Here is a 24,725-nt window from a genome sequence, read left to right as displayed (position 1 = left end):
CACCTTGCTCGGTGCTGCTTATGGACCCCACCGTCTACCCGAAGGCATAGGCGAAGAAGGCAGCCTCTCGCGAAGTCAATTCCCGCAGCCATTTACGGGAAAGCCTGCAAGTGTAGCAAAGTCTTTGAAAACGCGCATCTGCCCCCGAATCCCTGGGCGGTCGGGGTCACGCCAGCGTAGGTGGAAGCCCTCATAGAATGGCGCGCTGCCCCAGGACCCCATGGACCCTCTGCCCAACACCGCCCCGCCCCGCTCATGGTGGAAGCGTGCTTTTAGCTTGTGGACCGACTGGGTGCCTGTTCGCACCCTGCAGCGGCGTCACCGCGCTCGGGTGCGGGAACATCTGCTCACCCTCAACGAGCGCGACCGCTATCTGCGCTTTGGTTACGCCGCGTCTGACGAACAAATTCTCGCCTACGCACAGCGCCTGAATTTCGACACCGACGAAGTGCTGGGCATCTTTAACCGACGCCTGACCCTGGTGGCCGTGGCGCACTTGGCCTATGCGCCCGAACCGCAGCGCCCGGGCCAACCCGCCATGGCGGAGTTCGGCGTGTCCGTCCTGGCCACCGCGCGCGGCAAGGGCTTAGGCGCACGGCTGTTTCAGTGCGCGGCCTTGCATGCACGCAACCGCGGCATTGACACCCTTTTCATTCACGCGCTGAGTGAAAACGCGCCCATGCTGCGCATTGCCCGCAAAGCTGGCGCACGGGTGGAGCGTGACGGTGGTGAATCCGAGGCATGGCTGCGACTGCCCTTGGACTCGGTCGGCTCCCATGTGGACGAGGCCCTGGAGCGGCATGCAGCCGAGATGGATTTCCAACTCAAGCAGCATTTGCACAGCGTGCATGTCCTGAAAACGACTCTTGTCAAAGCCGCCGACTGGCTGCGCCGACACCTCAGGGCCAACCCCTGAGCGCACACCCGACCCTAATGCGGTAGACCCGGCCCCGCATCCCTGGGGGTCAGCGCAGCGACCTCTATGTCCCTCGTCTACAGTTCTTGACATCGCCGCCGCTCTCGAACGTCCGACCGTCGTTCACACGCCCTCGACCATGGACTGGACATGGAAATTTGCCACCACAACACTGGCGGCCCTGTTGGGGCTGTCGGTGTACTGGCATGCGCGGGCGTGGTGGCAGCAGAGGCGATTGCCCACACACTGGGCACTGTCCAAGCGGCCCGTCTTCGCACGCGACGAGCGGCGCGTACACCGCCACTTGCGCGAGGCCCTTGCGGATTGCGTGGTGCTGAGCAAGCTGCCGCTGATTCGCTTGTGCCAAAGCGATGACATTCAAGAGCGCGCCTACTGGTATCGCCTGCTGGGCACCATTCATGCCCAACACGTTGTCTGCAGCGCAAGCGGCCGCGTCTTGTTGGTGCTGGAGCACGACAACCGCCAGTCCGAACGCGCCAAGCTGATCAAGCTGCGCGTGCTGCGCGCTTGCTCCATTCCCTATTTGCACTGCTCGTTGCGCGAATTACCAAGCGCCGACGAGCTGCGCAAACTCATGCAGGCCGAGCGCAGCGCCTCAACGCCGCAGAGCATAGGAAGCGAGGCCCTGCTGCCCAGCTCGCCACAGCGTGGCCCAGCCACACCGCCGCCTGCCGCACCGACCAAGGACAGCGCCGCGCCGCGGACTGCACGCAATTTGGCACGCGCTGGGGCATCGGCCCAAATGGCGCGCAACCGTCTTCGGTCCGCCTTGCGCAGCCACAGCTGAGCTGTGCTCCAATGCGCGCTGCTTGATTGGCAGTGCCGCGATGTTGGCGCTGTAGGTGCCACCATGGATCCCGCTTTCGCCACTCTGACCCCCGACCTGATGCTGGATGCCCTGGAGCGCCACGGCTGGCGGGGCGATGGTCGCGTGCTGCAGCTCAATTCCTACGAAAACCGCGTGCTGCAAGTCCACTTGGAAGACGGCAGCGCCGTGGTGGCCAAGTTCTACCGCCCGCAGCGCTGGAGTGATGCGCAAATCCTGGAAGAGCACCAGTTCGCGCAGGACTTGCAAAACGACGAAGTGCCTGTGGTGGCGCCCTTGCGCCACCAAGGTCAGACGCTGCTGCACCACGCAGGCATGCGCTTTGCGGTGAGCCCGCGTCAGGGCGGCCGTGCGCCCGAGCTGGAAGACCCCGAAGTGCTGCGCTGGATAGGCCGCTACTTGGCGCGCATCCACCTGGTAGGCCAGCGCCAAGCCTTTGTGCAGCGCGTGCGCTGGGACAGTGCCACGCCGGCTCGGGATGCCTGCGATTGGCTGGAAGCCCAAAACCTCATCCCCCCGGCACAAGCCGCCGCCTGGTTGGCCGCTGCACGCCAATGCGTGACCCTGATTGCTGCAGCCTTTGCCGAACTGCCCCAGCTCCAGACCCTGCGCCTGCACGGTGACTGCCACCCCGGCAACATTCTCTGGACACCCGACCAGGGGCCGCATTTTGTGGACTTGGACGACGCCGTCATGGGCCCAGCGGTGCAAGACCTCTGGATGCTGCTGCCGGGCGAGCGCCACGCCGCCGAACGCCCGCTGCAAGCCCTGCTGGAAGGCTACGAAAGCGTGCGGCCCTTCGACCGCCGCGAGCTGGCCTTGATCGAAGCGCTACGCACCCAGCGCATGATCCATCACAGCGCCTGGCTGGCGCGGCGCTGGGAAGACCCGGCCTTCCCAGCCGCCTTCCCATGGTTTGGCACGCCCAACTACTGGAGCGACCAAACCATTCAGCTGCGCGAGCAGCTCGAAGCCATGAGCGAGGCCGCCGACACCCCGCCCCCGGCACGCCCCTACGACCCAGACGACGAGCCGTTTGAGTTCGACAAGGGCTTCAAATGAGGAAGCCCCGAACCTCTTTCAACCCAACAACAAAGCGTTGACGCGGCGCACATAGGCCGCGGGGTCGTCAAGCTGGCCGCCTTCGGCCAGCAGGGCTTGGTCGAACAAGACCTGGGCCAGGTCCTCGAAGTGGGTCGAGCCGTCGAGCTTTTTCACCAGGGCGTGCTCAGGGTTCACTTCCAGGGTGGGTAGCGAGACCGGGGCGCTTTGCCCGGCTTGCTTGAGCAGGCGCGTCAGGTGCGGGCTCATATCGCCTTGCTCCACCACCACGCAGGCGGGTGAATCCACCAAGCGCGTGGTCACGCGCACGTCTTTGGCACGGTCCTTGAGGGCTTCTTTGAGGCGCTCCAGCACGGGCTTGAAGGCTTCGGCGGCTTGCTCGACCTTCTTCTTCTCTTCCTCGTCCTGCAGCGTGCCCAGGTCCACGGCGCCCTTGGCCACGGACTGCAGCGGCTTGCCCTCGAACTCGTAGAGGTGCGAGAGCATCCACTCGTCCACGCGGTCGGTCAGCAGCAGCACCTCGATGCCCTTCTTGCGGAAGATTTCAAGCTGCGGGCTGTTCTTGGCGGCGGCCAAGCTGTCGGCGCTGATGTAGTAGATGGCCTCCTGGCTTTCTTTCATGCGCGCCACATAGTCGGCAAAAGACACGCCCTCTTCGGCCTGGGTGGAGGCAAAGCGGCAGAGCTTGGCCAGGCGCTCTTGGTTTTGATGGTCTTCGCCAATGCCTTCTTTGAGCACTTGGCCGAAGTCCTTCCAGAACGCGGCGTATTTGTCGCGCTCGGCAGCGTCTTCGCTGTTGGCCAGGGCTTCGAGCATGGAGAGCACGCGCTTGGTCGAGCCCTCGCGAATGGCCTTCACATCGCGGCTTTCCTGCAGCAGCTCGCGGCTGACGTTGAGGGGCAAATCGGCCGAGTCGATCACGCCTTTGACAAAGCGCAGGTACACCGGCATCAGGCTTTCAGCGTCGTCCATGATGAAGACGCGCTTGACGTAGAGCTTGACGCCGCCGCGCTTATCGCGGTTCCACAGGTCAAACGGAGCCTTGGCCGGGATGTAGAGCAGCTGCGTGTATTCGCTGCGGCCTTCCACGCGGTTGTGCGTGTGGGCCAGCGGGGCTTCGGTGTCGTAGCTGATTTGCTTGTAGAAGCTGTCGTACTCCTCCTGCGTCACCTCGCTCTTGCTGCGGGCCCACAGCGCGGAGGCCTTGTTGACGCTCTCCCACTCGTCCTCGCTCTTGACCTGCTTGCCGGCTTCGGCGTCCCAGCTCTCCTTCTGCATCAAGATGGGCAGCGAGATGTGGTCAGAGTATTTGCTGATGATGGACTTCAGGCGCCAGGTGCTGAGGAAGTCTTCCTCGCCGTCGCGCAGGTGCAGGATCACATCGGTGCCGCGGCTGGCCTTGTGGATGGCCTCGACTTCAAAGTCGCCCGTGCCCTCGCTGCTCCAGCGCACGCCTTGATCGGCAGGCAGGCCCGCACGGCGCGACTCGACCGTGATGCGGTCGGCCACGATAAAGCCCGAGTAAAAACCCACCCCGAACTGGCCGATGAGGTTGGCGTCTTTCTTCTGGTCGCCTTCGAGGCGTGCCATGAACTCGCGCGTGCCGCTCTTGGCAATGGTGCCCAGGTGGGCCACGGCCTCGTCGGCGCTCATGCCAATGCCGTTGTCACGGATGGTCAGCGTCTTGGCCTCGGCATCAAAGAACACACGCACCTCCAGATTGGGTGCGTCCTCGTACAGCGCGGCCTGGTCCAGTGCTTCGAAACGCAGCTTGTCGCAGGCGTCCGAGGCGTTGGAGACGAGTTCACGCAGGAAGATTTCCTTGTTGGAGTACAGGGAGTGGGTCACCAGATGCAGGATCTGTTTGACCTCGGCCTGAAAGGCGTGTGTTTTCTTGTCCATGGCGTGTGTGTGGTGTGTAACAACAAAAATCTTTGGGGCAGCTCCCCTTGGAGAAGCTGCCCACGCCAGGGCCATATGGGGACGCTCCCACGCCTTTCAAGAGCCCCCCTTTTTCGCCACTCCCGCCACTCCCGCCACTCCCACAACGCTCAGCCTGCGCGGGCGGCGCGCACGGCTTCGCTCAGGGTGTCGAGCACGGCCACGGAGTCGTCCCAGTTGATGCAGGCGTCGGTGATGCTTTGGCCGTAGACCAGCTTGGCCGGGTCGTCTTTGCCGGGGCTGAACTTCTGGGCACCGCCTTGCAGATGACTCTCCACCATCACACCAAAGATGTGGGTGCTGCCGCCGCGAATTTGCGCGGCAATGTCTTGCGCCACATCGATTTGGCGCTGGTGCTGCTTGCTGCTGTTGCCGTGCGAGCAATCCACCATCAGCCGCGCTTCGAGCTTGGCGGCGCTGAGCTCGGCACTGGCCTGGGCCACGCTTTGAGCGTCGTAGTTGGGCACTTTCCCGCCACGCAAAATCACATGGCAGTCCTTGTTGCCCTTGGTCTCAACAATGGCGACCTGGCCGTTCTTGTGCACCGACAAAAAGTGGTGCGGCCGTGCCGCGGCCTGGATGGCGTCGCAGGCGATTTTGAGGTTGCCGTCGGTGCCGTTTTTGAAACCAATGGGGGCAGACAGGCCCGAAGCCAGCTCGCGGTGCACCTGGCTTTCGGTGGTGCGCGCACCAATGGCGCCCCAGGAGATCAGGTCACCGATGTATTGCGGCGAGATCACGTCCAAAAACTCCGACGCCGCGGGCAGGCCCAGGCGGTTGATCTCCAGCAGCAGCTGGCGCGCAATGCGCAGGCCTTCGTCGATGCGGTAGCTCTCGTCCAGATAGGGATCGTTGATCAAACCCTTCCAGCCCACGGTGGTGCGCGGCTTTTCGAAGTAGACGCGCATCACGATCTCCAGCGTGTCGGCATAGCGCTGGCGCTGCGCCAAGAGCTGGCGCGCGTAGTCCAACGCTGCGCTGGGGTCGTGAATCGAGCAGGGGCCGATGATGACCAGCAGCCGGTCGTCCTTGCGCCGCATGATGTCGCGGATGCGCTGGCGCGTGCCCACCACCAGCTGCTCCATGGGCGTGCCGCGAATTGGGAAGAAGCGGATGAGGTGCTCGGGCGGCGGCAGCGGCGTGATGTCGCTGATGCGCTGATCGTCGGTCTCGCTGGTCTTGTCTTGCGGCGAGTACCAGCGTTCGGCAGCGGGTTGCGGACTGGTGCTGCTGTGTTTGGCGTTCATGCGGCGGGTTCCTATGCGGGCGATGGTGGGGAAATCGGAAGTGGAAGGGCGAAAAAAAACCGCCGGTGTCTCCGGCGGTTTTCTGGGAAGGCTTTGTATCTTGTCAGCTTGCGCGTTTGCCTCTCCAGCCGCCGGTCAGGGGCGAGAACCAAAAATAGGCAAAGAAAAATGCGCAACGCGACAAGTTCATGGGTTCAATGTAGACCGGCCTTGGCTCCAGCGTCAACCCAGCTTCGCGGGGCCGTGTGGTGCAAAGGCCGCGAGGCCGGAGCCCTCAGGCCGTGCCGCCGACGGTCAGCCCGTCAATGCGCAGCGTGGGTTGACCCACGCCCACAGGCACGCTTTGGCCCTCTTTGCCGCACACGCCCACACCGGTGTCGAGCTGCATGTCCGAGCCAATCATGCTCACGCGCGTGAGCGCGTCAGGCCCATTGCCAATGATGGTCGCGCCCTTGACGGGGTATTGAATGCGGCCGTTTTCCACCCAGAAGGCTTCGCTGGCGGAGAACACAAACTTGCCCGAGGTGATGTCAACCTGACCACCGCCAAAGTTGGTGGCGTAGAGGCCTTTGTCGATGCTGGCAATGATTTCCTGCGGGTCGTGGCTACCGCCCAGCATATAGGTGTTGGTCATGCGCGGCATGGGCACATGGGCGTAGCTCTCGCGCCGCCCATTGCCCGTGGGTGCGACCTTCATCAGGCGCGCATTCATGGCGTCCTGGATGTAGCCGCGCAAGATGCCGTCTTCGATCAGCACATTGCTTTGCGAGGCGCAGCCCTCGTCGTCCACATTGAGCGAGCCCCGGCGGTCGGGCAGCGTGCCGTCGTCCAGCACCGTCACGCCCTTGGCCGCCACGCGCTGGCCGATGCGCCCGCTGAAGGTGCTGGAGCCCTTGCGGTTGAAGTCGCCCTCCAGGCCGTGGCCCACGGCCTCGTGCAAAAGCACGCCGGGCCAGCCCGGGCCCAGCACCACGGTCATTTCGCCCGCCGGTGCGGGGCGCGACTCCAGATTCGTCAGCGCGCCACGCACGGCCTGGTCCACATACTGCGCCACCATGGCGTCGCTGAAATAGTCCAGACCCAAGCGACCGCCGCCACCGCCAGTGCCCACCTCACGGCGCCCGTTTTGCTCAGCAATCACGGTGATGGACAGGCGCACCATGGGTCGCACATCCGCCGCCAGCGTGCCGTCCGCACGGGCGATCAGCACGATGTCGTGCTCGGCCGCCAAGCCGGCCATGACCTGCACGATGCGCGGGTCCCGCGAGCGGGCCAGGCGCTCGGCGCGCTCCAGCAGCGCCACCTTGGCCGTGCTGTCCAGGCTGGCGATGGGATCAGCCCCACCGTAGAGCGTACGGCTGGCAGCGATGCGCGGCTCGGCGGGCACCCGCACCCGGCGGCTTTGCCCTGCCGCGGCGATGGTGCGCACGGTGCGCGCGGCATCCAGCAGCGCCGCCTCCGAGATGTCATCCGAGTAGGCAAAGGCGGTTTTCTCGCCCACCACGGCGCGCACACCCACGCCCTGGTCGATGGAGAAGCTGCCGCTTTTGACAATGCCCTCCTCCAAGCTCCACCCCTCAGCCCGGGTGGTCTGAAAGTAGAGATCAGCGTCGTCGACGCGATGCTCGGTGATCAGGCTCAGTGCTTTGCGCAGGCTGGCGTCGCAAAGGCCGAACGGTTCGAGCAGCTGAGCGCGCGCGGTGGCCAGACGGGCCAAGGTGGGTTCTTGCGAAATCATGGGTCGATTGTAGGCAGCCGCCCGGGCCACCACCCATTTGAGTGCTTCACGTTTCTTTGCACAGGCTTTGTGTCGGCGTCAGCGCCTGGCGCGGCGTTGTTTGCTCATCCGGCGCCAGTGCCGGACAACACCCAGGAGTCTCAGTATGAAACGCATGCTTTCGATGTTGGCCGTTGTCACCCTGTCTGCGCTGCCGGTGCTGAGCATGGCGCAAACCGCCGCCCCTGCCGCAGCGGCGTCTGCAGCCACCCCACGCATCGATCAGCACGAGGCCAAGCAACAAGCCCGCATTGCGCAAGGCGCAGCATCGGGCCAGCTCACGGCCAAGGAAACTCAGCATCTGGAACGCCAGCAAGCCAAGATCGACCAAGCCGAAACGCAGGCCAAAGCCGACGGCGTGGTGAGCAAGAAAGAGCGTCGCCACATCCAGCACATGCAGCAGCATGCGTCAGGCGACATCAAGCACGCCAAGCACAACAAGAAGACCGCGACAACAACACAACCTTGAACCGGCGCTCAGGTGAGGCCCCCGCCCGTCAGCCCCCGCTGACGCCTGAGCCCGCCGGTCTCAGCCGAGGTCGGCGGGTTCGGAAGAGGGGCTGCCTGAATCCTTCCAGTCCAGAGCCTGCTGGTACAGCGCTTTGCGCGGTGCACCGGTGAGCTCACTGGCCAGGCTGCTGGCTTGTTTGAGCGGCAGTTCACGCAGCAAGACCTGGAGCACGCGCAAGGCCGCCTCGGGCAACCCGCTCTGCGGGGCCTCTGGCGCCTTGGCATGCACCACCACCACAAACTCGCCACGCTCGCGCTGATGATCTTGTGCCAACCACTGCGGCAAAGCCTCAGCCGCCAGCGTATGCACCGACTCGAACTGCTTGGTCAGTTCGCGGCAAACCGTCACCGTGTGCTGCGGCAAAACGTCCGCCAGCTGCCGCGCCAGTTCGGCCATGCGGTGCGGCGCCTCAAACAAGACCTGGGCGCTGGGCTGATTCGCCAGAGCCTGCACGGCCTGCAAACGCTGCGCGCCTTTGGGCGGCAAAAAGCCCACGAAGTGAAAGCCCTGGGATTGCGCATCCCCAGCCACCGACAGCGCTGTGACCACGCTGCTGGCCCCGGGCAGGGGCAGCACACGCAGGCCCGCGGCGCGCACCGCCGCCACGAGGTGGGCGCCGGGGTCAGAAATGGCTGGCGTGCCAGCATCGCTGACATAGGCCACCCGCTGGCCTTGCTGCAAACGCTGCAGCACGGTTTGCGCGGCTTGCATCTCGTTGTGCTGGTGCAGGCTCAGCAGCGGTTTGTGCAGGCCCAGATGGTTCAGCAATTGCCCACTCACGCGGGTGTCTTCACAGGCCACCGCATCCACCAACCCCAAGACATGCAATGCACGCAGGCTGATGTCCGCCAGATTGCCGATGGGCGTAGACACCAGATAGAGCGTTGCAGCCGGATACTGCTGCGCGCCCGCGAGCTGAGCAGCAGCCTCCCGGACTGAGGCAAAGGACGAGGCCATGTTCAAGTTTGACTCCACAAAACAGCAAGGCGATCGCGCTGAGGACCGCGCATTGAGCTACCTGCAGCGCCAAGGGCTACAACTGGTGGCGCGCAATTATCGGGTGGCCCGCGGCCCGGCCCGACATGCCGGCGAGGTGGACCTGATCATGCGCGACGCTGACGGCACGGTGGTCTTTGTCGAAGTGCGCGCACGCAGCTCGCGCAACCACGGCGGTGCAGCGGCCAGCGTGAGCCATCAAAAGCGCCGCCGCATCCTCTACGCCGCGCGTCACTACCTGCTGCGCCAACCCAGCCCCCCGCCCTGCCGCTTCGACGTACTGGCACTGGAGGGCGACGATTTGCAGTGGCTGCCAGCGGCCTTTGATGCCTCCGGGGGGTAAGCGATCGGCCCCTCGCTTATCATCCCCGCCCATGCTGGAGCAACGAATACAACAACAGTTTTTCGAAAGCGCTGACTTGTTCTACCAAGTCGCAGAGCCGCTTTCGCGCCCCTTGTCCGACGCCGCACAAATGCTGGTCGACGCCCTCACCGCGGGTGGCCGCGTGCTGTGCGCGGGACTGGGCACCTCGGCCCCTGACGCGGCCTATCTCGCCGCCTTGCTCACCGGGCGCTTGGAGCAAGAGCGCCCAGGCCTGGCCGCCATCTACCTCAATGGCATGGCCAGTGGCTATGGGGACTGTGCATCGAGCCTGATGCGGCAGATTCAAACCCTGGGCCAACCCGGCGATTTGCTGCTGCTCTTTGAAGCCCAGCCCAGCGGCGCAGGCGCAGCATTGCTGCAAGTCGCGCACGCACAAGAGCTGTGCGTGATTGCGTTGACCGGCACACACGACGAAGAGCTGCGCAGCGCCTTGCAAGACACCGACATTCACCTGCGCGTCCCGCACAGCCGTCAGGCGCGGGTGGCTGACGCGCACCGCCTGCTCACCCACTGCCTGTGCGACGCCATTGACCTGCAACTGCTCGGCGCTGCCGAGTAAAGCTTGCCCAACCCCTGACCATCACCATGACCATCAAGACCCGTTTCGCCCTGACCTTGTTGCTGGCCGCCGGTGCGGCATTGACCCAGACCGCCTGCGTGCCGCTGGTGGTGGGGGGAGCCATGGTGGGGGGAGCCATGGTGGCGTCTGACCGTCGTACCTCGGGCATTCAGGTGGAAGATCAAAGCATTGAGCTGAAGGCGGGTCGTCGCATCAGCGAGCAGCTGGGCGACCGCGTTCACATCAACACCAACAGCTACAACCGTGTGGTGCTGCTCACGGGTGAGACGCGCAACGACGCCGACAAGGCCGCCGCTGAGCGCGTCGCGCGTGGCGTGGAAAACGTGCAGCACGTGATCAACGAAATCGAGGTCGGCATGCTCAGCTCCCTGAGCAGCCGCGCCAACGACGTGGCCATTGCCACCAAGGTGCGCGCCACGCTGCTGGACGCGCCTGAGCTGATGTCCAACGCCTTTTACGTGGTGGTGGAGCGCGGCAACGTCTACCTGATGGGCCGTGTGACCGAGCGTGAGGCCACGCGCGCCAGCGAGCTGGTACGCGGCATCAAGGGCGTGAACAAGGTGGTGCGCACGTTTGAGCTCATCAGCGAAGAAGAGCTCGCGCGCATCACGCCCAAGAAAAACTGAGCTGCGTCGGCTTTAGCGCAGCAGCTTGACGAGGCTGGATGTGTCCAGCCGCCCACCGCCTTGGGCCTGCACGGCGGCATAGAACTGGTCCACCAAGGCTGTCACGGGCAGGCGTGCGCCATTGCGCCGCGCCTCCTCCATCACCAGGCCCAGGTCTTTGCGCATCCAGTCGACGGCAAAACCAAAGTCAAAGCGGTCCTCCACCATGGTGGGGCCTCGCTGGTCCAACTGCCAACTCTGGGCCGCGCCTTTGCCAATCACGCCCAGCACCTGCTCCATGGGCAGCCCCGCGCGCTGACCAAAAGCCACCGCCTCAGACAGCCCCTGCAGCAGCCCAGCAATGCAGATTTGGTTCACCATCTTACACAGCTGGCCCGCGCCGGCCTCGCCCAGCAGCGTGACAGCACGTGCATAGCTTTGCAGCACCGTGCGTGCACGCTCGAAATGCGCAGCCTGCCCCCCGCACATGATGGTGAGCTGGCCGTTGACCGCGCCCACTTGCCCGCCCGAGACGGGCGCATCCACAAAGCCCAAGCCACGTTCGGCGGCCTGCGCACTGAGCTGGCGTGCCAGCTCGGCCGATGCCGTGGTGTGGTCCACCAGCACCGCGCCGGGAGCGGCTGCGGCCATGGCGCCCTGCTCGCCCAACAGTACGGCACGCACATCGTCGTCATTGCCCACACAGCTCAGCACCAGCTGTGCCCCTGCTGCGGCCTCGCGCGGGGTGGCTGCGGCGCTGCCACCAAACTCAGCCACCCAGGCCTGCGCCCTGCTTGCCGTGCGGTTGTAGACGCACACGCGGTGACCCGCGCGCGCCAAGTGCCCGGCCATGGGATAGCCCATCACGCCCAGGCCAATGAAGGCCAGCGTCAATGGCTCAGAAGGTTCGTAGCTGCGCGCAGTGATGGAACTCATGGAAAACCGCCGGTCAAACAATAGAGAGGTGTTCAGTACCCGTGCCCTGGCTGCCGCGCCGGGCTCGCTCGCTGTTGAGCTTGATTTGCAGACGCAAATCGTTGACCGAATCGGCATTGCGCAGCGCATCTTCCAGCGAGATCGTGCCCTGCTCGTAGAGGTCGTAGAGCGCTTGGTCAAAGGTCTGCAGACCCTGCTCCCGCGAGCGCTTCATGACCTCTTTGATTTCCGAAACATCGCCTTTGAAGATCAGATCAGCGATATAGGGCGTGTTGAGCAAAATCTCCACCGCCGCCACGCGGCCCTTGCTCTGCTCGCGCGGCACCAAGCGCTGCGAAATGACGGCGCGCAGGTTCAGCGACAAGTCCATCAGCAACTGCTGGTGACGTTCTTCCGGGAAGAAGTTCATGATGCGGTCCAGCGCCTGGTTGGCGCTATTTGCATGCAAAGTGGCCAAGCACAAGTGACCGGTTTCAGAGAAAGCCACGGCGTGCTCCATGGTTTCCCGGTCGCGAATCTCGCCCATCAAGATCACATCCGGCGCTTGGCGCAAGGTATTTTTCAGCGCCGCACCCCAGTCCTCGGTGTCCAGCCCAACTTCGCGCTGGCTCACGATGCAGTTTTTGTGCGGGTGCACGAACTCGATGGGGTCTTCGATGGTGATGATGTGGCCTTGCGTGGCCTCATTGCGGTGGTCAATCATGGCCGCCAAGGTCGTGCTCTTGCCCGAACCGGTGGCCCCCACCACGATGACCAAGCCACGCTTGGTCATCACTACCTCATCCAGCGCCTGGGGCAACTCCAGCGAGCGCACGGTGGGCAAGACACTCGGGATGGTGCGCAGCACCAGCGCCACCTGCCCCTGCTGGATGTAAGCGTTGACACGAAAACGCCCGATGCCTTGGGGCGAGATGGCGAAATTGCATTCCTTGCTGCGCTCGAACTCCGCCGCCTGCTTGTCGTTCATGATGGCGCGCGCCAACTGCAGGGTGTGCTGAGCCGTCAAAGGCTGAGGCGAGACCTTGGTGACCCGCCCATCCACCTTGATAGCGGGAGGAAAGTCGGCGGTGAGAAAGAGATCCGAGCCGCGGCGCGTGATCATCAGCCGCAACAAATCGTTGATGAATTTACTGGCCTGGTCGCGTTCCACGAGTGCGCTCCTGATGCAACGGTTGAGGGTCAGCCTGGGAAGTTCTCAGGGAACTTGGCTTTGCTGCGCGCCTCAGCGGCAGAGATGATGTTGCGACGCACCAGGTCGGTGAGGTTTTGATCCAGCGTTTGCATGCCTTGAGAGTTGCCTGTCTGGATGGACGAGTACATCTGAGCAATCTTGTTTTCACGGATAAGGTTGCGAATGGCCGCCGTGCCCAGCATGATTTCATGCGCAGCCACGCGGCCGCTGCCGTCTTTGAGCTTGCACAGCGTCTGCGAAATCACGGCCACCAGCGACTCGGACATCATGGCGCGAACCATGTCTTTTTCGGCCGCAGGGAACACGTCCACCACGCGGTCAATCGTCTTGGCCGCCGATGATGTGTGTAGCGTGCCAAACACCAAGTGACCGGTTTCTGCGGCGGTCAGGGCCAGGCGTATGGTTTCGAGGTCGCGCATTTCCCCCACCAACACCGCGTCGGGGTCTTCACGCAGGGCCGAGCGCAGCGCGTTAGAAAACGACAGCGTCTGCGGCCCGACTTCCCGCTGGTTGATCAGGCAGCGCTTGGATTCATGCACGAATTCGATGGGATCTTCGATGGTGAGGATGTGCCCGTACTCGTTTTCGTTGAGGTGGTTGACCATGGCTGCCAGCGTGGTGGACTTGCCCGAACCCGTGGGCCCAGTCACCAGCACCAAGCCGCGAGGTTTGAGCGCAAGTTCACCAAACACCTTGGGTGCGGCGAGCTGCTCCAGCGTCAGGATCTTGGAGGGAATGGTGCGAAACACGGCCCCCGCACCACGGTTTTGATTGAAGGCATTGACCCGAAACCGCGCCAAGCCCTGGACCTCGAAGGAGAAGTCGATTTCCAAATGCTCTTCGAAAGCCTTGCGCTGGGCATCGTTCATGATGTCGTACACCATGGCGTGCACCTGCCGGTGATCCATGGGTTCGACGTTGAGGCGCCGCACGTCACCGTGCACACGGATCATGGGCGGCAGGCCCGCCGAGAGGTGCAAGTCCGACGCCTTGTTCTTGACCGAGAATGCAAGCAGTTGAGTGATGTCCATGAGCTGAGGCCTCGAGGGCCGTAGTTCCGAGCGATTATGTCGATGATCTCCGACAACATACTACAGGTGCGTCAGCGTTTGACCCACGCATGCGAGCAGTCTGGGCGCCAGTCTGAGCAGCTTTGCCTGCTCGTGGTGAGCAAGACCTTTGCGGCCGAGCAAGTCCGTGCGGCTCACGCCACAGGCGAGCGGGACTTCGGCGAAAACTATGTCCAGGAAGCCCTGGACAAAATCTGCACCCTCTCGGACCTGCGCGCGCAACTGCGCTGGCACATGATTGGCCCGCTGCAGAGCAACAAGACCAAGGATGTGGCCGAACACTTCGACTGGGTGCATAGCATTGATCGACTCAAGATCGCGCAGCGGCTCAGCGCGCAGCGGCCGGCACACCTGCCACCGCTGCAGGTGTGCCTACAAGTCAATGTCAGCGGCGAAGCCAGCAAAAGCGGTGTCTCACCTGGCGAGTTGCCCGAGCTGGCCCACGCCGTGGCCGCACTGCCACGCCTGCAACTGCGCGGGCTGATGTCCATCCCCGAACCTGCCCAGGATTTGGCGGCACAACGCGCACCGCACCGGGCATTGACACAGCTGCTGCAAACCCTCATCAAGCAAGGCTTGGCGCTGGACACCCTGAGTATGGGCATGAGCGCCGACATGGAAGCCGCCGTCATGGAAGGCGCGACCATCGTGCGCGTAGGCAGCGCTATTTTTGGTCAACGCAGCGGCACCACACCGCACTGAAACCCGCGTTTCTGGCGCGCTCAGTGCGCCAAGCAAACACCCCCTGATTGCGGTGGTGTTCATGCCTTCAAGTTCCGACCCCTCGTGGCCGAAAGCCATGCAGGTCCACCCTCGACCCGAGGGTGATGCCTAGCCAACTACACCAACACGAGGGGTACGACACATGGGACTACTGTCTCGGCTGCGCATTGCACAGCGCCTGGCTCTGAGCTATGGCCTGCTGATCTTGCTGATCATCTGCATCGGCGCCTATGGCGCGCACAACGCCAATCAACTCTCCAGTGACCTGCGCCACACGGCGGACACCAGCTTGGTGAAGATCCACATGACCAACGAGCTGGAGGCTCAGGTGCATGTGGTGGCAGCGGCCGCACGAGACTTGCTGCTGTTGGACGAAGCCAAACAAATCAAGAAGCAGCGCGCCGCTATTGATGAAGCGCTGCAGGTCAGCCGCAACAAGCTGCAGTTGCTGCACGAGGTCCCACAAAGCGAGCAGGAGGAGGGTCTGCTCAAAGATGTGTCAGGGCAGTTGGATGCTTTCAATCAAGCGGTCTCGAAGTTCAACTCGCTGCAACGCGACGCCTCGCCTGACGAAGCACGCGAGAGCCTCATCAGCGATCTGCGCCCTGCCCAGCAGAAATACCAAAAGGCCCTGGGCCAACTCATACAGCACCAGGTGTATGTGGGCAGCCAAACTGCCAAAGCCGGCGCCACACTGGCACAACGCTCGGTGCTCATCACGGCCATATGGGTGGGCTTGGCCGTGCTGATCGGCGGCGGCTGGGGCTGGACCATTGCGCGCTCCATCGTGCTGCCAGTGCGCCAGGCCAAGGACGCGGCACAAGCCATCAGTGCTGGCGATTTGTCTTGGCGCATTGACGCCAAGGGCGACGACGAGTTGGCGCACATGCTGAAGGCCATGCACGAGATGCAAGGCGCACTCTCCCTCGTGGTGCAGCAAGTGGGGCAAGCCGCCAACGAAGTCGCAGACAACTCCAGCGACATCGCCAACAACAACCAAGACCTGTCCGCGCGCACCGCACGCTCTGCAGCGAGCTTGCAAAACACTGCTGCCTCGGTCGAGCAGATAGCCTCCAACCTGGCCGGCGCCAGCGACCTCACCCGCAAGGCCGCGCTGATTGCCACCAAAGCCTGCCAATCGGCCTCCACCGGTGGCACTGTGGTGGCCGAGGTGGTCTCCACCATGGAGGACATCAGCGCCAGCTCGCGCCGCATCGGCGACATCATCGGCGTCATCGACGGCATTGCCTTCCAGACCAACATCCTGGCGCTCAATGCCGCGGTGGAAGCCGCACGAGCGGGTGAGCACGGCAAGGGCTTTGCTGTGGTGGCCTCCGAAGTGCGCGCCCTGGCCTCGCGCAGCGCCCAGGCGGCCAAGGAGATCAAGCAGCTCATCCAAGAGTCGACCGAGCGGGTGCAAAGCGGCACGGCCCTGGTCAACAACGCTGGCGCCACCATTCGCTCGGTGGTGGACGAGGTCAACAACATGGGCCAGCTCATCGAGGAGATCTCCAACTCCGCGCACGAGCAGGCCGCTGGCGTGGGCGTGGTCAACAACGCCATGAACGAGCTGGACCGCACCACACAGCAAAACACATCCCTGGTGGACGCGCTGAGCCGCTCTACCGAGGAGCTGCGCATCAGCTCCAGCCGTCTGCAGCAGGCGGTGAAATTCTTCCGCGTGGCGGCATGAACGCCCCACCCCGCCCTCCCCTTTTTCGCCCTCCACCCACCCGTTTCAGGAGCCCCACCATGAACAAGCCACTGTCCCGCACCGCCCTGGCCTTGGGAGCCCTGTGCCTGAGCGCCGCGGCGCTGGCCTCAGTGCCCAAGATCATCAAAAAAGTCCCGCCGGAGTTCCCGGTTGAAGCCTCCCGCCAGTCCATCACCAGCGGCACGGTCAAGGCCAAGCTCAATATCGACGCCGACGGCAAAGTCACCGGCGTTGACATTCTCGAAGCCGAGCCGCGCAAGGTCTTTGACAAAGCCGTCACCCGCGCCTTGCTGGACTGGCGCTTTGAGCCCAGCGGCGAGAAGCAAACGCATGAGGTGAAGCTGGTCTTTCGCAACGAAGACTGAAGCCGCCCACAGCGCCAGCGTCATGGCCGACAATCGCGGCCATGACGATTCAATGGTTTCCCGGGCACATGCACAAGACCCGGGGCGCAATCCGCGAGCGCATGAAAAGCGGCATCGATGTGGTGATTGAGCTGCTGGACGCGCGCGTGCCCGCCAGCAGCGCCAACCCGCTGCTGGCCGAGCTCACCCAAGGCCGCGCCGCCCTCAAGCTGCTGAACAAGCAGGACTTGGCCGACCCCGAGCGCACCGCCGCCTGGCTGGCCCACTACAACGCCCAAGCCAACACCCAGGCCCTGGCTATAGACCAAGGCAGCAAAGGTCTGGCGCGCACCCTGGCGCAGAGCTGCCGCTCGCTGGCCCCACTGCGCGGCGGGCTGGCCAAACCGCTGCGTGTGCTGGTGTGCGGCATTCCCAATGTGGGCAAGAGCACGCTGATCAACACCTTGGTGGGCAAGCGCGCGGCCAAGACCGGCGATGAGCCCGGCATCACCAAGACCGAGCAAAAAATCGTGCTCGACAAAGACGTCTACCTCTTTGACACGCCCGGCATGCTGTGGCCCAAGATCGAGCTGCCGCAGGCCGGCATCAACCTCGCCGCCAGCGGCGCGGTGGGCCGCAATGCCTTTGAAGAAGAGGTGGTGGCACTGGAGCTGCTGGCCTATTTGCGCCGCCACTACCCACAGGCCCTGGCGCAGCGCTACCAGCTCAGCCCCACCGAGCAAGAAGCCGATGGGGAGGTGCTGCAAGCGCTGGGCCGCCGGCGCGGCGCGGTGCTCAGCGGTGGCGTGGTGAACACGCAAAAGGCGGCAGAAATTCTGCTGGCCGATTTACGCAGCGGCCAGCTGGGCCGCGTGACGCTGGAAACCCCCGAAGAGTTTGCGCAGTGGCGCCAAGCCGCCGCCGATGCCGCCGCACAGCGCGAGGCCGAACGCGAGGCGCAGCGCGCCGCACGGCGCCCGCAGCGCTGAATCAAGCGCCCCCAGGTCAGCCCCAGGCGCTGAGCCGGTGCGGCTGGGTCAGAGCGCCCAGCAAGGCGGCCACGCTGAGCTCACCCAGCAGCACCCCACTGCCATCACACACCGCCAGCAGGGGCAGACGCAGCGCCTGCATGAGCGCGGCGGCGTCAGCCAGAGGTGTTTCGGGGTGAGCCACGGGCAATGGGCTGGTCATGCAAGCCCGCACGGGCTGAGCCCAGTGCGCGGCCCAGGCCTCAGCGCTCACATCGGGGGCTTGCTCGGGCCAGCAGCGTTTGCGCTGCAGCAGGCCCACAAAGCGGTCTTGGCGCAGCACCGGGGCGGCCTCGCAGTCGTGCTGGGCGAGTAAACGCCAGGCCGAAGCCAGATCGGACTGCACCTCCAGCACCGTAGCGCAGGGCTGCATGAGGTGCTCCACGCGCGACCAACCCGGCAGCTGCTGGGCATAGGCCTGCAGCGCCAGCGCGGCGCCATGGCTGCCGTACTGTGGCGACTGGGCCTGCGGCTCTGAACCCTGGCCCTGCATCCCCTCGTCGGGCAGCACGGCGCGCGTGGCTTGCGTGCGCGCCAGCGCCTGCACCTGTTCCAGTGCGGCGCTGGCCACATGGCCTTGGATTCCGTAGATGGCAAACATTCGCGCTACAAGCCCGAGCCGTGGTTCACTCCAGCACATCGGCCGCGGCGGGCCACACTTGATGTGTGTTTGCCGCAGCGGCCCGCAGGGGCATCAGCCCACGGGCATAGCCGTGTCGTACTTGACCTCGCGCAGCACCACGTTGGAGCGCACACTGCCCACACCGGGCACTTTGAAGACCTTGGTTTGGAGGAATTGGTCGTAGGCCTTCATATCGGGCACTACGACCTTGATCACATAGTCGGCCTCACCGGTGATGCCGTGGCATTCGATGATTTCGCGGCTGCTCAGCGCCAACTGCTCGAACTGCTCGACCGCGCCGTCGCTGTGGCGCAGCAGGCTGACATGGGCCAGCACACAGATGTTGAGGCCGATTTTTTCGCGGTCCACCAGGGCCACATGGCGGCGGATCACGCCTGTGTCTTCCAACTCTTTGACGCGACGCCACACCGGTGTGGCGGACAAACCCACGCGCTCGGCGAGCGCCTGGGTGGAAAGCCGCGCATCGGCTTGCAGGGCTTCAAGTATTTGGCGGGTGGCGCGATCAAAGCGTGAGCTGTCCATGCAGGATTCCTCTTTGTGGTGGTGATTATCGGGGGACCGCATGGCGGCAGCCTGACAGCGCTACCGACGCCACCACACTCAGCAACGGAACACCGACACCGCATGCCCCAGCGCCTGTACGCGTTGTGCCAGGGAAGTGGCGCCCGCAGCGCTTTGCTCCACCAGAGCGGCGTTTTGTTGCGTCATTTGGTCCAACTGGCTGACAGCTTGGTTCACCTGGCCAATGCCCAGGCTTTGCTCTTTGGTGGCGTTGGAAATCTCGTTGATGAGCTGTGAGACGCGTGACACTTGGTTCACGATGCCTCGCATGGCGTCGCCCGCGGCGCCCACCTGGCGGTTGCCAGCCTCGACGCTGTCGACCGAGTCGGTGATGAGGCGCTTGATCTCGCGCGCGGCCTCGCCGCTGCGCTGCGCCAGGCTGCGAACCTCACCGGCCACCACGGCAAAGCCTCGGCCCTGCTCGCCCGCACGCGCCGCTTCCACGGCCGCATTGAGCGCCAGGATATTGGTCTGGAAAGCAATGCCGTCGATGGTGCCAATGATGTCGGCAATGCGGCGGCTCGATGTGGTGATGCGCGACATGGTCTCGACCACCCCGCTGACCACCGTGCCACCAGCCTCAGCGGCTTGCGAAGCTTCACCGGCCAGGGCCGTAGCGGCCGCTGCGTTGTCCGCGCTTTGCTTGACCGTGCCCGTCATTTGCTCCATGGAGCTGGCGGTTTCTTCCAGATTGCTGGCCTGGGCTTCGGTGCGGCTGCTCAAGTCCATATTGCCATCGGCAATTTCGCGGCTGGCCGACGTCAGCGCACCGATTTGTTCTGCCACATCGTCCACCAAGGAGCGCAGGTTCAGCCCGGCTTGCGTCACCGCGCGCAGCAGCAGGCCGATTTCGTCCACCCGCTCCAGGGTACGCCCGCTGGGCGCCTGACCACTGGCCACGGCACGGGCCTCCAACTCCACTTGGCGCAGCGGTGCACCGATTTGGCGGTCCAAAAACAGCGCCCCAGCCACACCCCCGGCCCCCAAGGCCAGGGCCGATGCCCAATGAGGTGCCCCCGCTGCCACAGCCACGGCCCCAGGCAAAATGCCCAGCACCGTGCCCAGCAGCAGGCGTGTACGCACGGACATGAGCTTGAACCAGCTCAGCGGTGCCAGCACGCCGGTTCGCACCAGCAAGCCGCGATGGAATTTGTAAGCCCCTTGGGTGCCCGCGCGAAAGCGCGCGTAGAGCGCTTCGGCAGCCTGGATGTCTTCTCGCCCTGGCTTGGTACGCACCGACATATAGCCCTGCACCTGCCCGCCGCGCAGCATGGGCGTGGCGTTGGCGCGCACCCAGTAGTGATCGCCGTTTTTGGAGCGATTCTTCACCAGCGCCGTCCAGGAGTAGCCCTGCTTGAGCGTGGTCCACATATCGGCAAAGGCTTCGGGCGGCATGTCGGGGTGACGCACCACGTTGTGGGGCTGGCCAATCAATTCATCCCGCTCATAGCCACTGACCGCCACGAACGCCGCGTTGGCGTACTGCACGTAGCTGTCTTTGTCGGTGGTGGACATCAGGGTCGAACCTTCCGGAAATTCGACTTCCCTCTGGGTAACTGGCTGGTTGTTTCTCATTCAAGCTCCTGCAATTGAGCACTGTTGAACCGCGCCACCCCATGACAACTGACCCCAATACGGCAGGGCGCGCTGGCATTCTCATCGGCAGGAATTGCCCACGGCACAGCGCCTTTGAAACAGAAACACCCGGGATATCGAAAAATTCACGCTGAGAGCACGCCAAATCCCTTAAGGCCTAAAACACATGAACCAGGGCCGAAGCGTCAAGAAATTTCCAACTCAAATCAAAGGCTTTTGTAGCCGTAATCATTCTAATATTTGCCTATTGATAGAAAAATAGGCAAGTTTCTCTCTCAAAGCTGCCAAAAAATCGCGGCCCTACCGTCTTCCTCCAGCCTGCCGAGGCCAGCCATGTCTTCTTCCTCTGTGAACAACTCCACGACGGTGGAGCCCAGCGCGCTCTCGCTGCGCGACTACAAGCTCTCCGACAACCTCACGGCCCGGCAAGGGCAGGTGTTCCTCACCGGCACACAAGCGCTGGTGCGCCTGCTGCTGGCGCAAAAAGCGCTGGACGAACAGCAGGGGCTCAAGACCGCTGGTTTTGTGTCGGGCTACCGAGGCAGCCCCTTGGGCATGGTGGACCAACAGCTGTGGAAGGCCAAGAAGTTCCTGGACCAGGCGCAGGTGCAGTTCCTGCCCGCCATCAACGAGGACTTGGCCGCCACCGCCTGCCTGGGCGTGCAGCGCGTGGCGCTGGACCCCAAGCGCACCGTCGACGGCGTGTTTGCCATGTGGTACGGCAAGGGGCCGGGCGTGGACCGCTCGGGCGACGCGCTCAAGCACGGCAATGTCTACGGCACCTCCACCCAAGGCGGCGTGCTGGTGGTGTGCGGGGACGACCACGGCTGCGTGTCCTCCTCCACCCCGCACCAGAGCGACCTGGCGCTGCAAGCCTGGAGCATGCCCATCGTGCACCCGGCCAGCGTGGCCGAGTACCTGGAGTTCGGGCTCTACGGCTGGGCGCTGAGCCGCTACAGCAGCACCTGGGTGGGCTTCAAGGCCATCTCCGAGGTGGTGGAGTCGGGCATGACGGTGGACCTGGCCTCCGTGCCCCAGGGCTTCAACACCCCCAGCGACTACCAAAGCCCCACCGATTTGCACATCCGCCAGGTGGACCTGCCCTCGCTGGAGCTGGAAACGCGCCTGGCTCACAAGCTCAACGCCGTGCTGGCCTTTGCACGCGCCAACCCGCGCATTGACAAAACCATCGTCGACGCGCCGGTCGCGCGCCTGGGCATCCTCACCGTGGGCAAGGCGCACCTGGACTTCATGGAAGTGCTGCGCCGCCTGGACATCAGCACCGAGCAGCTCGCCGCTGCGGGCGTGCGCGTCTACAAGGTGGGCTTGGTCTACCCCATCGAGCCCCAGCGCATGAGCGCCTTTGCCAAGGGGCTGGAAGAAGTGCTGGTGATTGAGGAAAAGGCCCCCGTGGTGGAGCGCCAGCTCAAAGAGCTGGCCTACCCCTGGCCCGAGGGCGAGCGCCCGCGCATCACCGGCAAAAACGACGCCCAAGGCTGCGCGGTGCTGAGCGCGCTGGGCGAGCTGCGCCCCTCGCGCATCATGCCCACGCTGGCGCAATGGCTGGCGCGTTTGGCGCCTGAGCTGGACCGCCGCCACCTGGTGGCCGACTTCCTGGCCCCGGCCCTGCTGCACAACGAGGCCGACGGCGTGCGCCGCGTGCCCTACTTCTGCTCGGGCTGCCCGCACAACACCTCCACCAAGCTGCCCGAGGGCTCGCGCGCCCTGGCCGGCATTGGCTGCCACTTCATGGCCAGCTGGATGGAGCGCGGCACCTCTGGCCTGATCCAGATGGGTGCTGAGGGCGTGGACTGGGCCGCACACAGCCGCTTCACCACCGAGAAGCATGTGTTCCAAAACCTGGGTGACGGCACCTACTACCACTCGGGCTACTTGGCCATACGCCAGGCCATTGCGGCACGCACCAACATCACCTACAAAATCCTCTACAACGACGCCGTGGCCATGACCGGTGGCCAGCCCGTTGATGGCAGCACCAGCGTGCCGCAGATTGCGCGCCAGGTGGAGGCCGAAGGCGTCAAGCGCCTGGTGGTGGTCAGCGACGAGCCCCAGAAATACCAGGGCCACGAAAACCTCTTCCCGCCCGGCACCACCTTCCATGACCGCAGCGAGCTCGACGCCGTGCAGCGCGAGCTGCGCGACATCGAGGGCGTGACAGTTCTCATCTACGACCAAACCTGCGCCGCCGAAAAGCGCCGCCGCCGCAAGAAGAAAGAGTTTGTCGACCCACCACGGCGCATCTTCATCAACGAGGCCGTGTGCGAGGGCTGCGGCGACTGCGGCGTGGCCAGCAACTGCCTCTCGGTGGTGCCGGTGCAAACCGACTGGGGCCGCAAGCGCGCCGTCGAGCAGTCCAGCTGCAACAAAGACTTCTCCTGCGTGAACGGCTTTTGCCCCAGCTTTGTCTCGGTGCACGGTGCCGAGCTGAAAAAGCAGGTGGGCTCGGGCTTTAGCGCGGCAGACCTGGAGCGCGAGCTCGCGGCCATCGCCGCCCCCGCGCCCTGGGCCTGGGGCGGACCGTTTGACATGCTGGTCACCGGCGTGGGCGGCACCGGCGTGGTCACCGTCGGCGCGCTGGTGTCCATGGCGGCCCACCTGGAGGGCAAGGAGTCCTCGGTGCTGGACTTCATGGGCTTTGCGCAAAAAGGCGGCTCGGTGCTGAGCTTTGTGCGCCTGGCCCCCACGCGCGCGCTGCTCAACCAGGTGCGCATCGACACCCAGCAGGCCGACGTGCTGCTGGCCTGCGACATGGTGGTGGGCGCCAGCCCCGACGCGCTGGGCACCGTCAAGCCCGGGCGCACCGTCGTGCTGGCCAACACCCACGAGCTGCCCACCGCAGCCTTTGTGCGCAACCCCGACGCCACGCTGCACGCCCCGGGCCTGCTGGCCAAGATGCAGCACGCCGTGGGTGGCGAGGCCGCCGCGCGCGAGCTGCTGTCCACCATCGACGCACAAGCCATTGCCAAAGACCTGATGGGCGACACCATGCCCGCCAACATCATCATGCTGGGGGCCTGCTGGCAGCGCGGGCTGGTGCCACTGAGCCTGCAAGCGCTGATGCGCGCCATCGAGTTGAACGGCGTCGCCGTGGCCGGCAACAAGACCGCCTTCGCCCTGGGCCGTCTGGCCATTGCGGCACCTGAAGCGCTGCAGCGCCTCTCGGGCAAGTCCGCCGGCACGCCCGTGCAGCTGCTGCTCGCGCAAGACCAGCTCGACGGCGAAGAGGGCCTGCTGGCGCGCCGCGCCCGCTTCCTCACCGACTACCAAAACGCCGCCTACGCCCAGCGCTACACCGCCCTGGTGCAGCGCGTGCGCGAGGCCGAGGCGCGCCTGGGTGAGCTGGGCCGGGGCGAGCGCCTCACCAAGGCCGTGGCCCGCTACCTGGCCAAGCTCATGGCCATCAAGGACGAGTACGAAGTCGCCCGCCTCTACACCGACGGGCGCTTCGAGCAAGCCCTGCAGCAGCAGTTCCAGTCCTACGAGCGCCTGTCCTTCCACCTCGCACCGCCGCTGCTGTCCAAGCCCGGCGCCGACGGTCGCGCCAAGAAGATGGAGCTGGGCAGCTGGACTTGGCAGGCCTTCAAACTGCTGGCCCGCCTCAAAGGCCTGCGTGGCAGCTGGCTGGATGTGTTTGGCAAAACCGAAGAGCGCCACATGGAACGCCAGCTGCTGGCCGACTACCAAGCCCTCATCGAGCAAGAGTTCTTGCCCCTGCTGCAAGCGGGTCTGCCCGCCGCACGCTACGAACTCATGCTGCACCTGGCACGCCTGCCCGAACAGGTGCGCGGCTATGGCCATGTGAAGCTGGCCAATGTGGTGACCGTGCGGGCCAAGTGGCGCGAGCTGCTGGACCGCCTGCACGGCAAGGCGCTGCCCGCCGAGGCTGCGCCCGCCGCGGTGTCCCCCACGCGCATCAAGGGCGTGGCTGAGCTGTGATGCTTTGCACACACTCGCGTGTTGAAACCAATCAAGGGCCCAGTTGGGCCCTTTTTTCCAGGGGCAGTGCCACAGCTTGCCCTTAGCCTGCAGC

Annotated in this window: 22 protein-coding genes; 12 read left to right on the top strand and 10 right to left on the bottom strand. The window is 64.6% G+C overall.

The features are described from left to right. Positions 1-292 precede the first annotated feature (292 nt). From ACG0Z6_RS12245 to ACG0Z6_RS12235, 3 genes are all read left to right on the top strand, one after another. Positions 293-916 (top strand): GNAT family N-acetyltransferase, encoded by a 624-nt coding sequence (locus ACG0Z6_RS12245; protein WP_394461781.1) that lies wholly within the window; start codon positions 293-295, stop codon positions 914-916. A gap of 139 nt (positions 917-1,055) precedes the next feature. Then, a complete protein-coding gene (locus tag ACG0Z6_RS12240; protein ID WP_394461779.1) occupies positions 1,056-1,724 on the top strand; it encodes a DUF2726 domain-containing protein in 669 nt (222 codons plus the stop codon). 63 nt (positions 1,725-1,787) lie between these two features. Continuing rightward, on the top strand, positions 1,788-2,825 hold the full coding sequence (locus ACG0Z6_RS12235; RefSeq protein ID WP_394461777.1) for a serine/threonine protein kinase: 1,038 nt from the start codon (positions 1,788-1,790) through the stop codon (positions 2,823-2,825). Between the two features lie 18 nt (positions 2,826-2,843). Here ACG0Z6_RS12235 and htpG read toward each other — a convergent pair whose 3' ends face one another. The 3 genes from htpG to tldD all read right to left on the bottom strand — a co-directional run bounded on the left by htpG (position 2,844) and on the right by tldD (position 7,751). Continuing rightward, positions 2,844-4,727: a molecular chaperone HtpG gene (gene htpG / locus ACG0Z6_RS12230; protein ID WP_394461774.1), complete on the bottom strand. Its 1,884-nt coding sequence runs from the start codon at positions 4,725-4,727 to the stop codon at positions 2,844-2,846. Between the two features lie 149 nt (positions 4,728-4,876). Further along, positions 4,877-6,013, bottom strand: a complete 1,137-nt coding sequence (locus ACG0Z6_RS12225) for a 3-deoxy-7-phosphoheptulonate synthase (protein ID WP_394461772.1) — start codon at positions 6,011-6,013, stop codon at positions 4,877-4,879. A gap of 274 nt (positions 6,014-6,287) precedes the next feature. Continuing rightward, positions 6,288-7,751, bottom strand: coding sequence for a metalloprotease TldD (gene tldD, locus ACG0Z6_RS12220; protein WP_394461770.1), 1,464 nt, complete (start codon positions 7,749-7,751; stop codon positions 6,288-6,290). A 145-nt stretch (positions 7,752-7,896) separates the two neighbouring features. On the opposite strand from tldD, the gene ACG0Z6_RS12215 reads away from it, so the two are divergent. Continuing rightward, complete coding sequence (locus tag ACG0Z6_RS12215; RefSeq protein WP_394461768.1) at positions 7,897-8,259, top strand: hypothetical protein; 363 nt, start codon at positions 7,897-7,899, stop codon at positions 8,257-8,259. A gap of 60 nt (positions 8,260-8,319) precedes the next feature. On the opposite strand, the gene rsmI is transcribed toward ACG0Z6_RS12215, so the two are convergent. Then, positions 8,320-9,258 carry a 16S rRNA (cytidine(1402)-2'-O)-methyltransferase gene (gene rsmI, locus ACG0Z6_RS12210; RefSeq protein ID WP_394461956.1) on the bottom strand — a complete coding sequence of 313 codons (939 nt, stop codon included), beginning with the start codon at positions 9,256-9,258 and terminating at the stop codon, positions 8,320-8,322. Here rsmI and ACG0Z6_RS12205 point away from each other — a divergent pair. Genes ACG0Z6_RS12205 through ACG0Z6_RS12195 form a run of 3 tightly spaced genes read left to right on the top strand, consistent with a single transcriptional unit; the run spans position 9,257 to position 10,888 of the window. Further along, a complete protein-coding gene (locus ACG0Z6_RS12205; protein WP_394461766.1) occupies positions 9,257-9,640 on the top strand; it encodes a YraN family protein in 384 nt (127 codons plus the stop codon). The two genes, rsmI and ACG0Z6_RS12205, sit on opposite strands and share 2 nt — an antisense overlap. Before the next feature lie 31 nt (positions 9,641-9,671). Further along, the gene (locus tag ACG0Z6_RS12200; RefSeq protein ID WP_394461764.1) at positions 9,672-10,241 is read left to right on the top strand and encodes an SIS domain-containing protein; all 570 of its coding nucleotides are present in this window, start codon (positions 9,672-9,674) and stop codon (positions 10,239-10,241) included. 26 nt (positions 10,242-10,267) lie between these two features. Beyond that, complete coding sequence (locus ACG0Z6_RS12195; RefSeq protein WP_394461763.1) at positions 10,268-10,888, top strand: BON domain-containing protein; 621 nt, start codon at positions 10,268-10,270, stop codon at positions 10,886-10,888. Positions 10,889-10,900: 12 nt separating this feature from the next. On the opposite strand, the gene ACG0Z6_RS12190 is transcribed toward ACG0Z6_RS12195, so the two are convergent. From ACG0Z6_RS12190 to ACG0Z6_RS12180, 3 genes are read right to left on the bottom strand one after another with little or no spacing between them, the layout of a single operon-like run. Continuing rightward, positions 10,901-11,803, bottom strand: coding sequence for an NAD(P)-dependent oxidoreductase (locus ACG0Z6_RS12190; RefSeq protein WP_394461760.1), 903 nt, complete (start codon positions 11,801-11,803; stop codon positions 10,901-10,903). A gap of 13 nt (positions 11,804-11,816) precedes the next feature. Further along, positions 11,817-12,953, bottom strand: a complete 1,137-nt coding sequence (locus ACG0Z6_RS12185; RefSeq protein WP_394461758.1) for a PilT/PilU family type 4a pilus ATPase — start codon at positions 12,951-12,953, stop codon at positions 11,817-11,819. Positions 12,954-12,982: 29 nt separating this feature from the next. Then, positions 12,983-14,026, bottom strand: a complete 1,044-nt coding sequence (locus ACG0Z6_RS12180; RefSeq protein WP_394461756.1) for a type IV pilus twitching motility protein PilT — start codon at positions 14,024-14,026, stop codon at positions 12,983-12,985. Positions 14,027-14,062: 36 nt separating this feature from the next. Here ACG0Z6_RS12180 and ACG0Z6_RS12175 point away from each other — a divergent pair, with 36 nt between their 5' ends. From ACG0Z6_RS12175 to ylqF, 4 genes are all read left to right on the top strand, one after another. Then, entirely contained in the window at positions 14,063-14,767 is a 705-nt protein-coding gene (locus ACG0Z6_RS12175) for a YggS family pyridoxal phosphate-dependent enzyme (protein ID WP_394461754.1), read from the top strand. Between the two features lie 163 nt (positions 14,768-14,930). Next, positions 14,931-16,481: a methyl-accepting chemotaxis protein gene (locus ACG0Z6_RS12170; protein WP_394461752.1), complete on the top strand. Its 1,551-nt coding sequence runs from the start codon at positions 14,931-14,933 to the stop codon at positions 16,479-16,481. A gap of 59 nt (positions 16,482-16,540) precedes the next feature. Further along, positions 16,541-16,867, top strand: coding sequence for a TonB family protein (locus tag ACG0Z6_RS12165; RefSeq protein ID WP_394461750.1), 327 nt, complete (start codon positions 16,541-16,543; stop codon positions 16,865-16,867). Positions 16,868-16,908: 41 nt separating this feature from the next. Continuing rightward, positions 16,909-17,835, top strand: coding sequence for a ribosome biogenesis GTPase YlqF (gene ylqF / locus ACG0Z6_RS12160; RefSeq protein WP_394461748.1), 927 nt, complete (start codon positions 16,909-16,911; stop codon positions 17,833-17,835). A 16-nt stretch (positions 17,836-17,851) separates the two neighbouring features. Here ylqF and ACG0Z6_RS12155 read toward each other — a convergent pair whose 3' ends face one another. The 3 genes from ACG0Z6_RS12155 to ACG0Z6_RS12145 form a co-directional block, all read right to left on the bottom strand. Further along, complete coding sequence (locus ACG0Z6_RS12155; protein ID WP_394461746.1) at positions 17,852-18,475, bottom strand: CBS domain-containing protein; 624 nt, start codon at positions 18,473-18,475, stop codon at positions 17,852-17,854. Positions 18,476-18,568: 93 nt separating this feature from the next. After that, the gene (locus ACG0Z6_RS12150; protein WP_394461744.1) at positions 18,569-19,039 is read right to left on the bottom strand and encodes an Lrp/AsnC family transcriptional regulator; all 471 of its coding nucleotides are present in this window, start codon (positions 19,037-19,039) and stop codon (positions 18,569-18,571) included. A 78-nt stretch (positions 19,040-19,117) separates the two neighbouring features. Beyond that, entirely contained in the window at positions 19,118-20,653 is a 1,536-nt protein-coding gene (locus tag ACG0Z6_RS12145) for a methyl-accepting chemotaxis protein (RefSeq protein WP_394461742.1), read from the bottom strand. 354 nt (positions 20,654-21,007) lie between these two features. Between ACG0Z6_RS12145 and ACG0Z6_RS12140 the strand changes: the two genes are divergently transcribed. Beyond that, positions 21,008-24,631 carry an indolepyruvate ferredoxin oxidoreductase family protein gene (locus tag ACG0Z6_RS12140; protein ID WP_394461740.1) on the top strand — a complete coding sequence of 1,208 codons (3,624 nt, stop codon included), beginning with the start codon at positions 21,008-21,010 and terminating at the stop codon, positions 24,629-24,631. The last annotated feature ends 94 nt before the right edge of the window (positions 24,632-24,725 follow it).

The sequence above is a fragment of the Roseateles rivi genome, from assembly GCF_043555845.1.
GTDB classification, from domain to species: Bacteria; Pseudomonadota; Gammaproteobacteria; order Burkholderiales; family Burkholderiaceae_C; genus Roseateles; species Roseateles rivi.
The sequence above is the reverse complement of the archived record's forward strand: the minus strand, read 5'-3'. Positions and strand labels throughout refer to the sequence as shown.

Excerpts from the sequence above, each read along its gene's own strand:
- ACG0Z6_RS12240 (WP_394461779.1), top strand. The coding sequence starts at position 1,056 with ATGGACTGGACATGGAAATTTGCCACCACAACACTGGCGGCCCTGTTG.
- ACG0Z6_RS12235 (WP_394461777.1), top strand. The coding sequence starts at position 1,788 with ATGGATCCCGCTTTCGCCACTCTGACCCCCGACCTGATGCTGGATGCC.
- htpG (WP_394461774.1), bottom strand. The coding sequence starts at position 4,727 with ATGGACAAGAAAACACACGCCTTTCAGGCCGAGGTCAAACAGATCCTG.
- ACG0Z6_RS12225 (WP_394461772.1), bottom strand. The coding sequence starts at position 6,013 with ATGAACGCCAAACACAGCAGCACCAGTCCGCAACCCGCTGCCGAACGC.
- tldD (WP_394461770.1), bottom strand. The coding sequence starts at position 7,751 with ATGATTTCGCAAGAACCCACCTTGGCCCGTCTGGCCACCGCGCGCGCT.
- ACG0Z6_RS12215 (WP_394461768.1), top strand. The coding sequence starts at position 7,897 with ATGAAACGCATGCTTTCGATGTTGGCCGTTGTCACCCTGTCTGCGCTG.
- ACG0Z6_RS12205 (WP_394461766.1), top strand. The coding sequence starts at position 9,257 with ATGTTCAAGTTTGACTCCACAAAACAGCAAGGCGATCGCGCTGAGGAC.
- rsmI (WP_394461956.1), bottom strand. The coding sequence starts at position 9,258 with ATGGCCTCGTCCTTTGCCTCAGTCCGGGAGGCTGCTGCTCAGCTCGCG.
- ACG0Z6_RS12200 (WP_394461764.1), top strand. The coding sequence starts at position 9,672 with ATGCTGGAGCAACGAATACAACAACAGTTTTTCGAAAGCGCTGACTTG.
- ACG0Z6_RS12195 (WP_394461763.1), top strand. The coding sequence starts at position 10,268 with ATGACCATCAAGACCCGTTTCGCCCTGACCTTGTTGCTGGCCGCCGGT.
- ACG0Z6_RS12190 (WP_394461760.1), bottom strand. The coding sequence starts at position 11,803 with ATGAGTTCCATCACTGCGCGCAGCTACGAACCTTCTGAGCCATTGACG.
- ACG0Z6_RS12180 (WP_394461756.1), bottom strand. The coding sequence starts at position 14,026 with ATGGACATCACTCAACTGCTTGCATTCTCGGTCAAGAACAAGGCGTCG.
- ACG0Z6_RS12175 (WP_394461754.1), top strand. The coding sequence starts at position 14,063 with ATGTCGATGATCTCCGACAACATACTACAGGTGCGTCAGCGTTTGACC.
- ACG0Z6_RS12170 (WP_394461752.1), top strand. The coding sequence starts at position 14,931 with ATGGGACTACTGTCTCGGCTGCGCATTGCACAGCGCCTGGCTCTGAGC.
- ACG0Z6_RS12165 (WP_394461750.1), top strand. The coding sequence starts at position 16,541 with ATGAACAAGCCACTGTCCCGCACCGCCCTGGCCTTGGGAGCCCTGTGC.
- ylqF (WP_394461748.1), top strand. The coding sequence starts at position 16,909 with ATGACGATTCAATGGTTTCCCGGGCACATGCACAAGACCCGGGGCGCA.
- ACG0Z6_RS12155 (WP_394461746.1), bottom strand. The coding sequence starts at position 18,475 with ATGTTTGCCATCTACGGAATCCAAGGCCATGTGGCCAGCGCCGCACTG.
- ACG0Z6_RS12150 (WP_394461744.1), bottom strand. The coding sequence starts at position 19,039 with ATGGACAGCTCACGCTTTGATCGCGCCACCCGCCAAATACTTGAAGCC.
- ACG0Z6_RS12145 (WP_394461742.1), bottom strand. The coding sequence starts at position 20,653 with ATGAGAAACAACCAGCCAGTTACCCAGAGGGAAGTCGAATTTCCGGAA.
- ACG0Z6_RS12140 (WP_394461740.1), top strand. The coding sequence starts at position 21,008 with ATGTCTTCTTCCTCTGTGAACAACTCCACGACGGTGGAGCCCAGCGCG.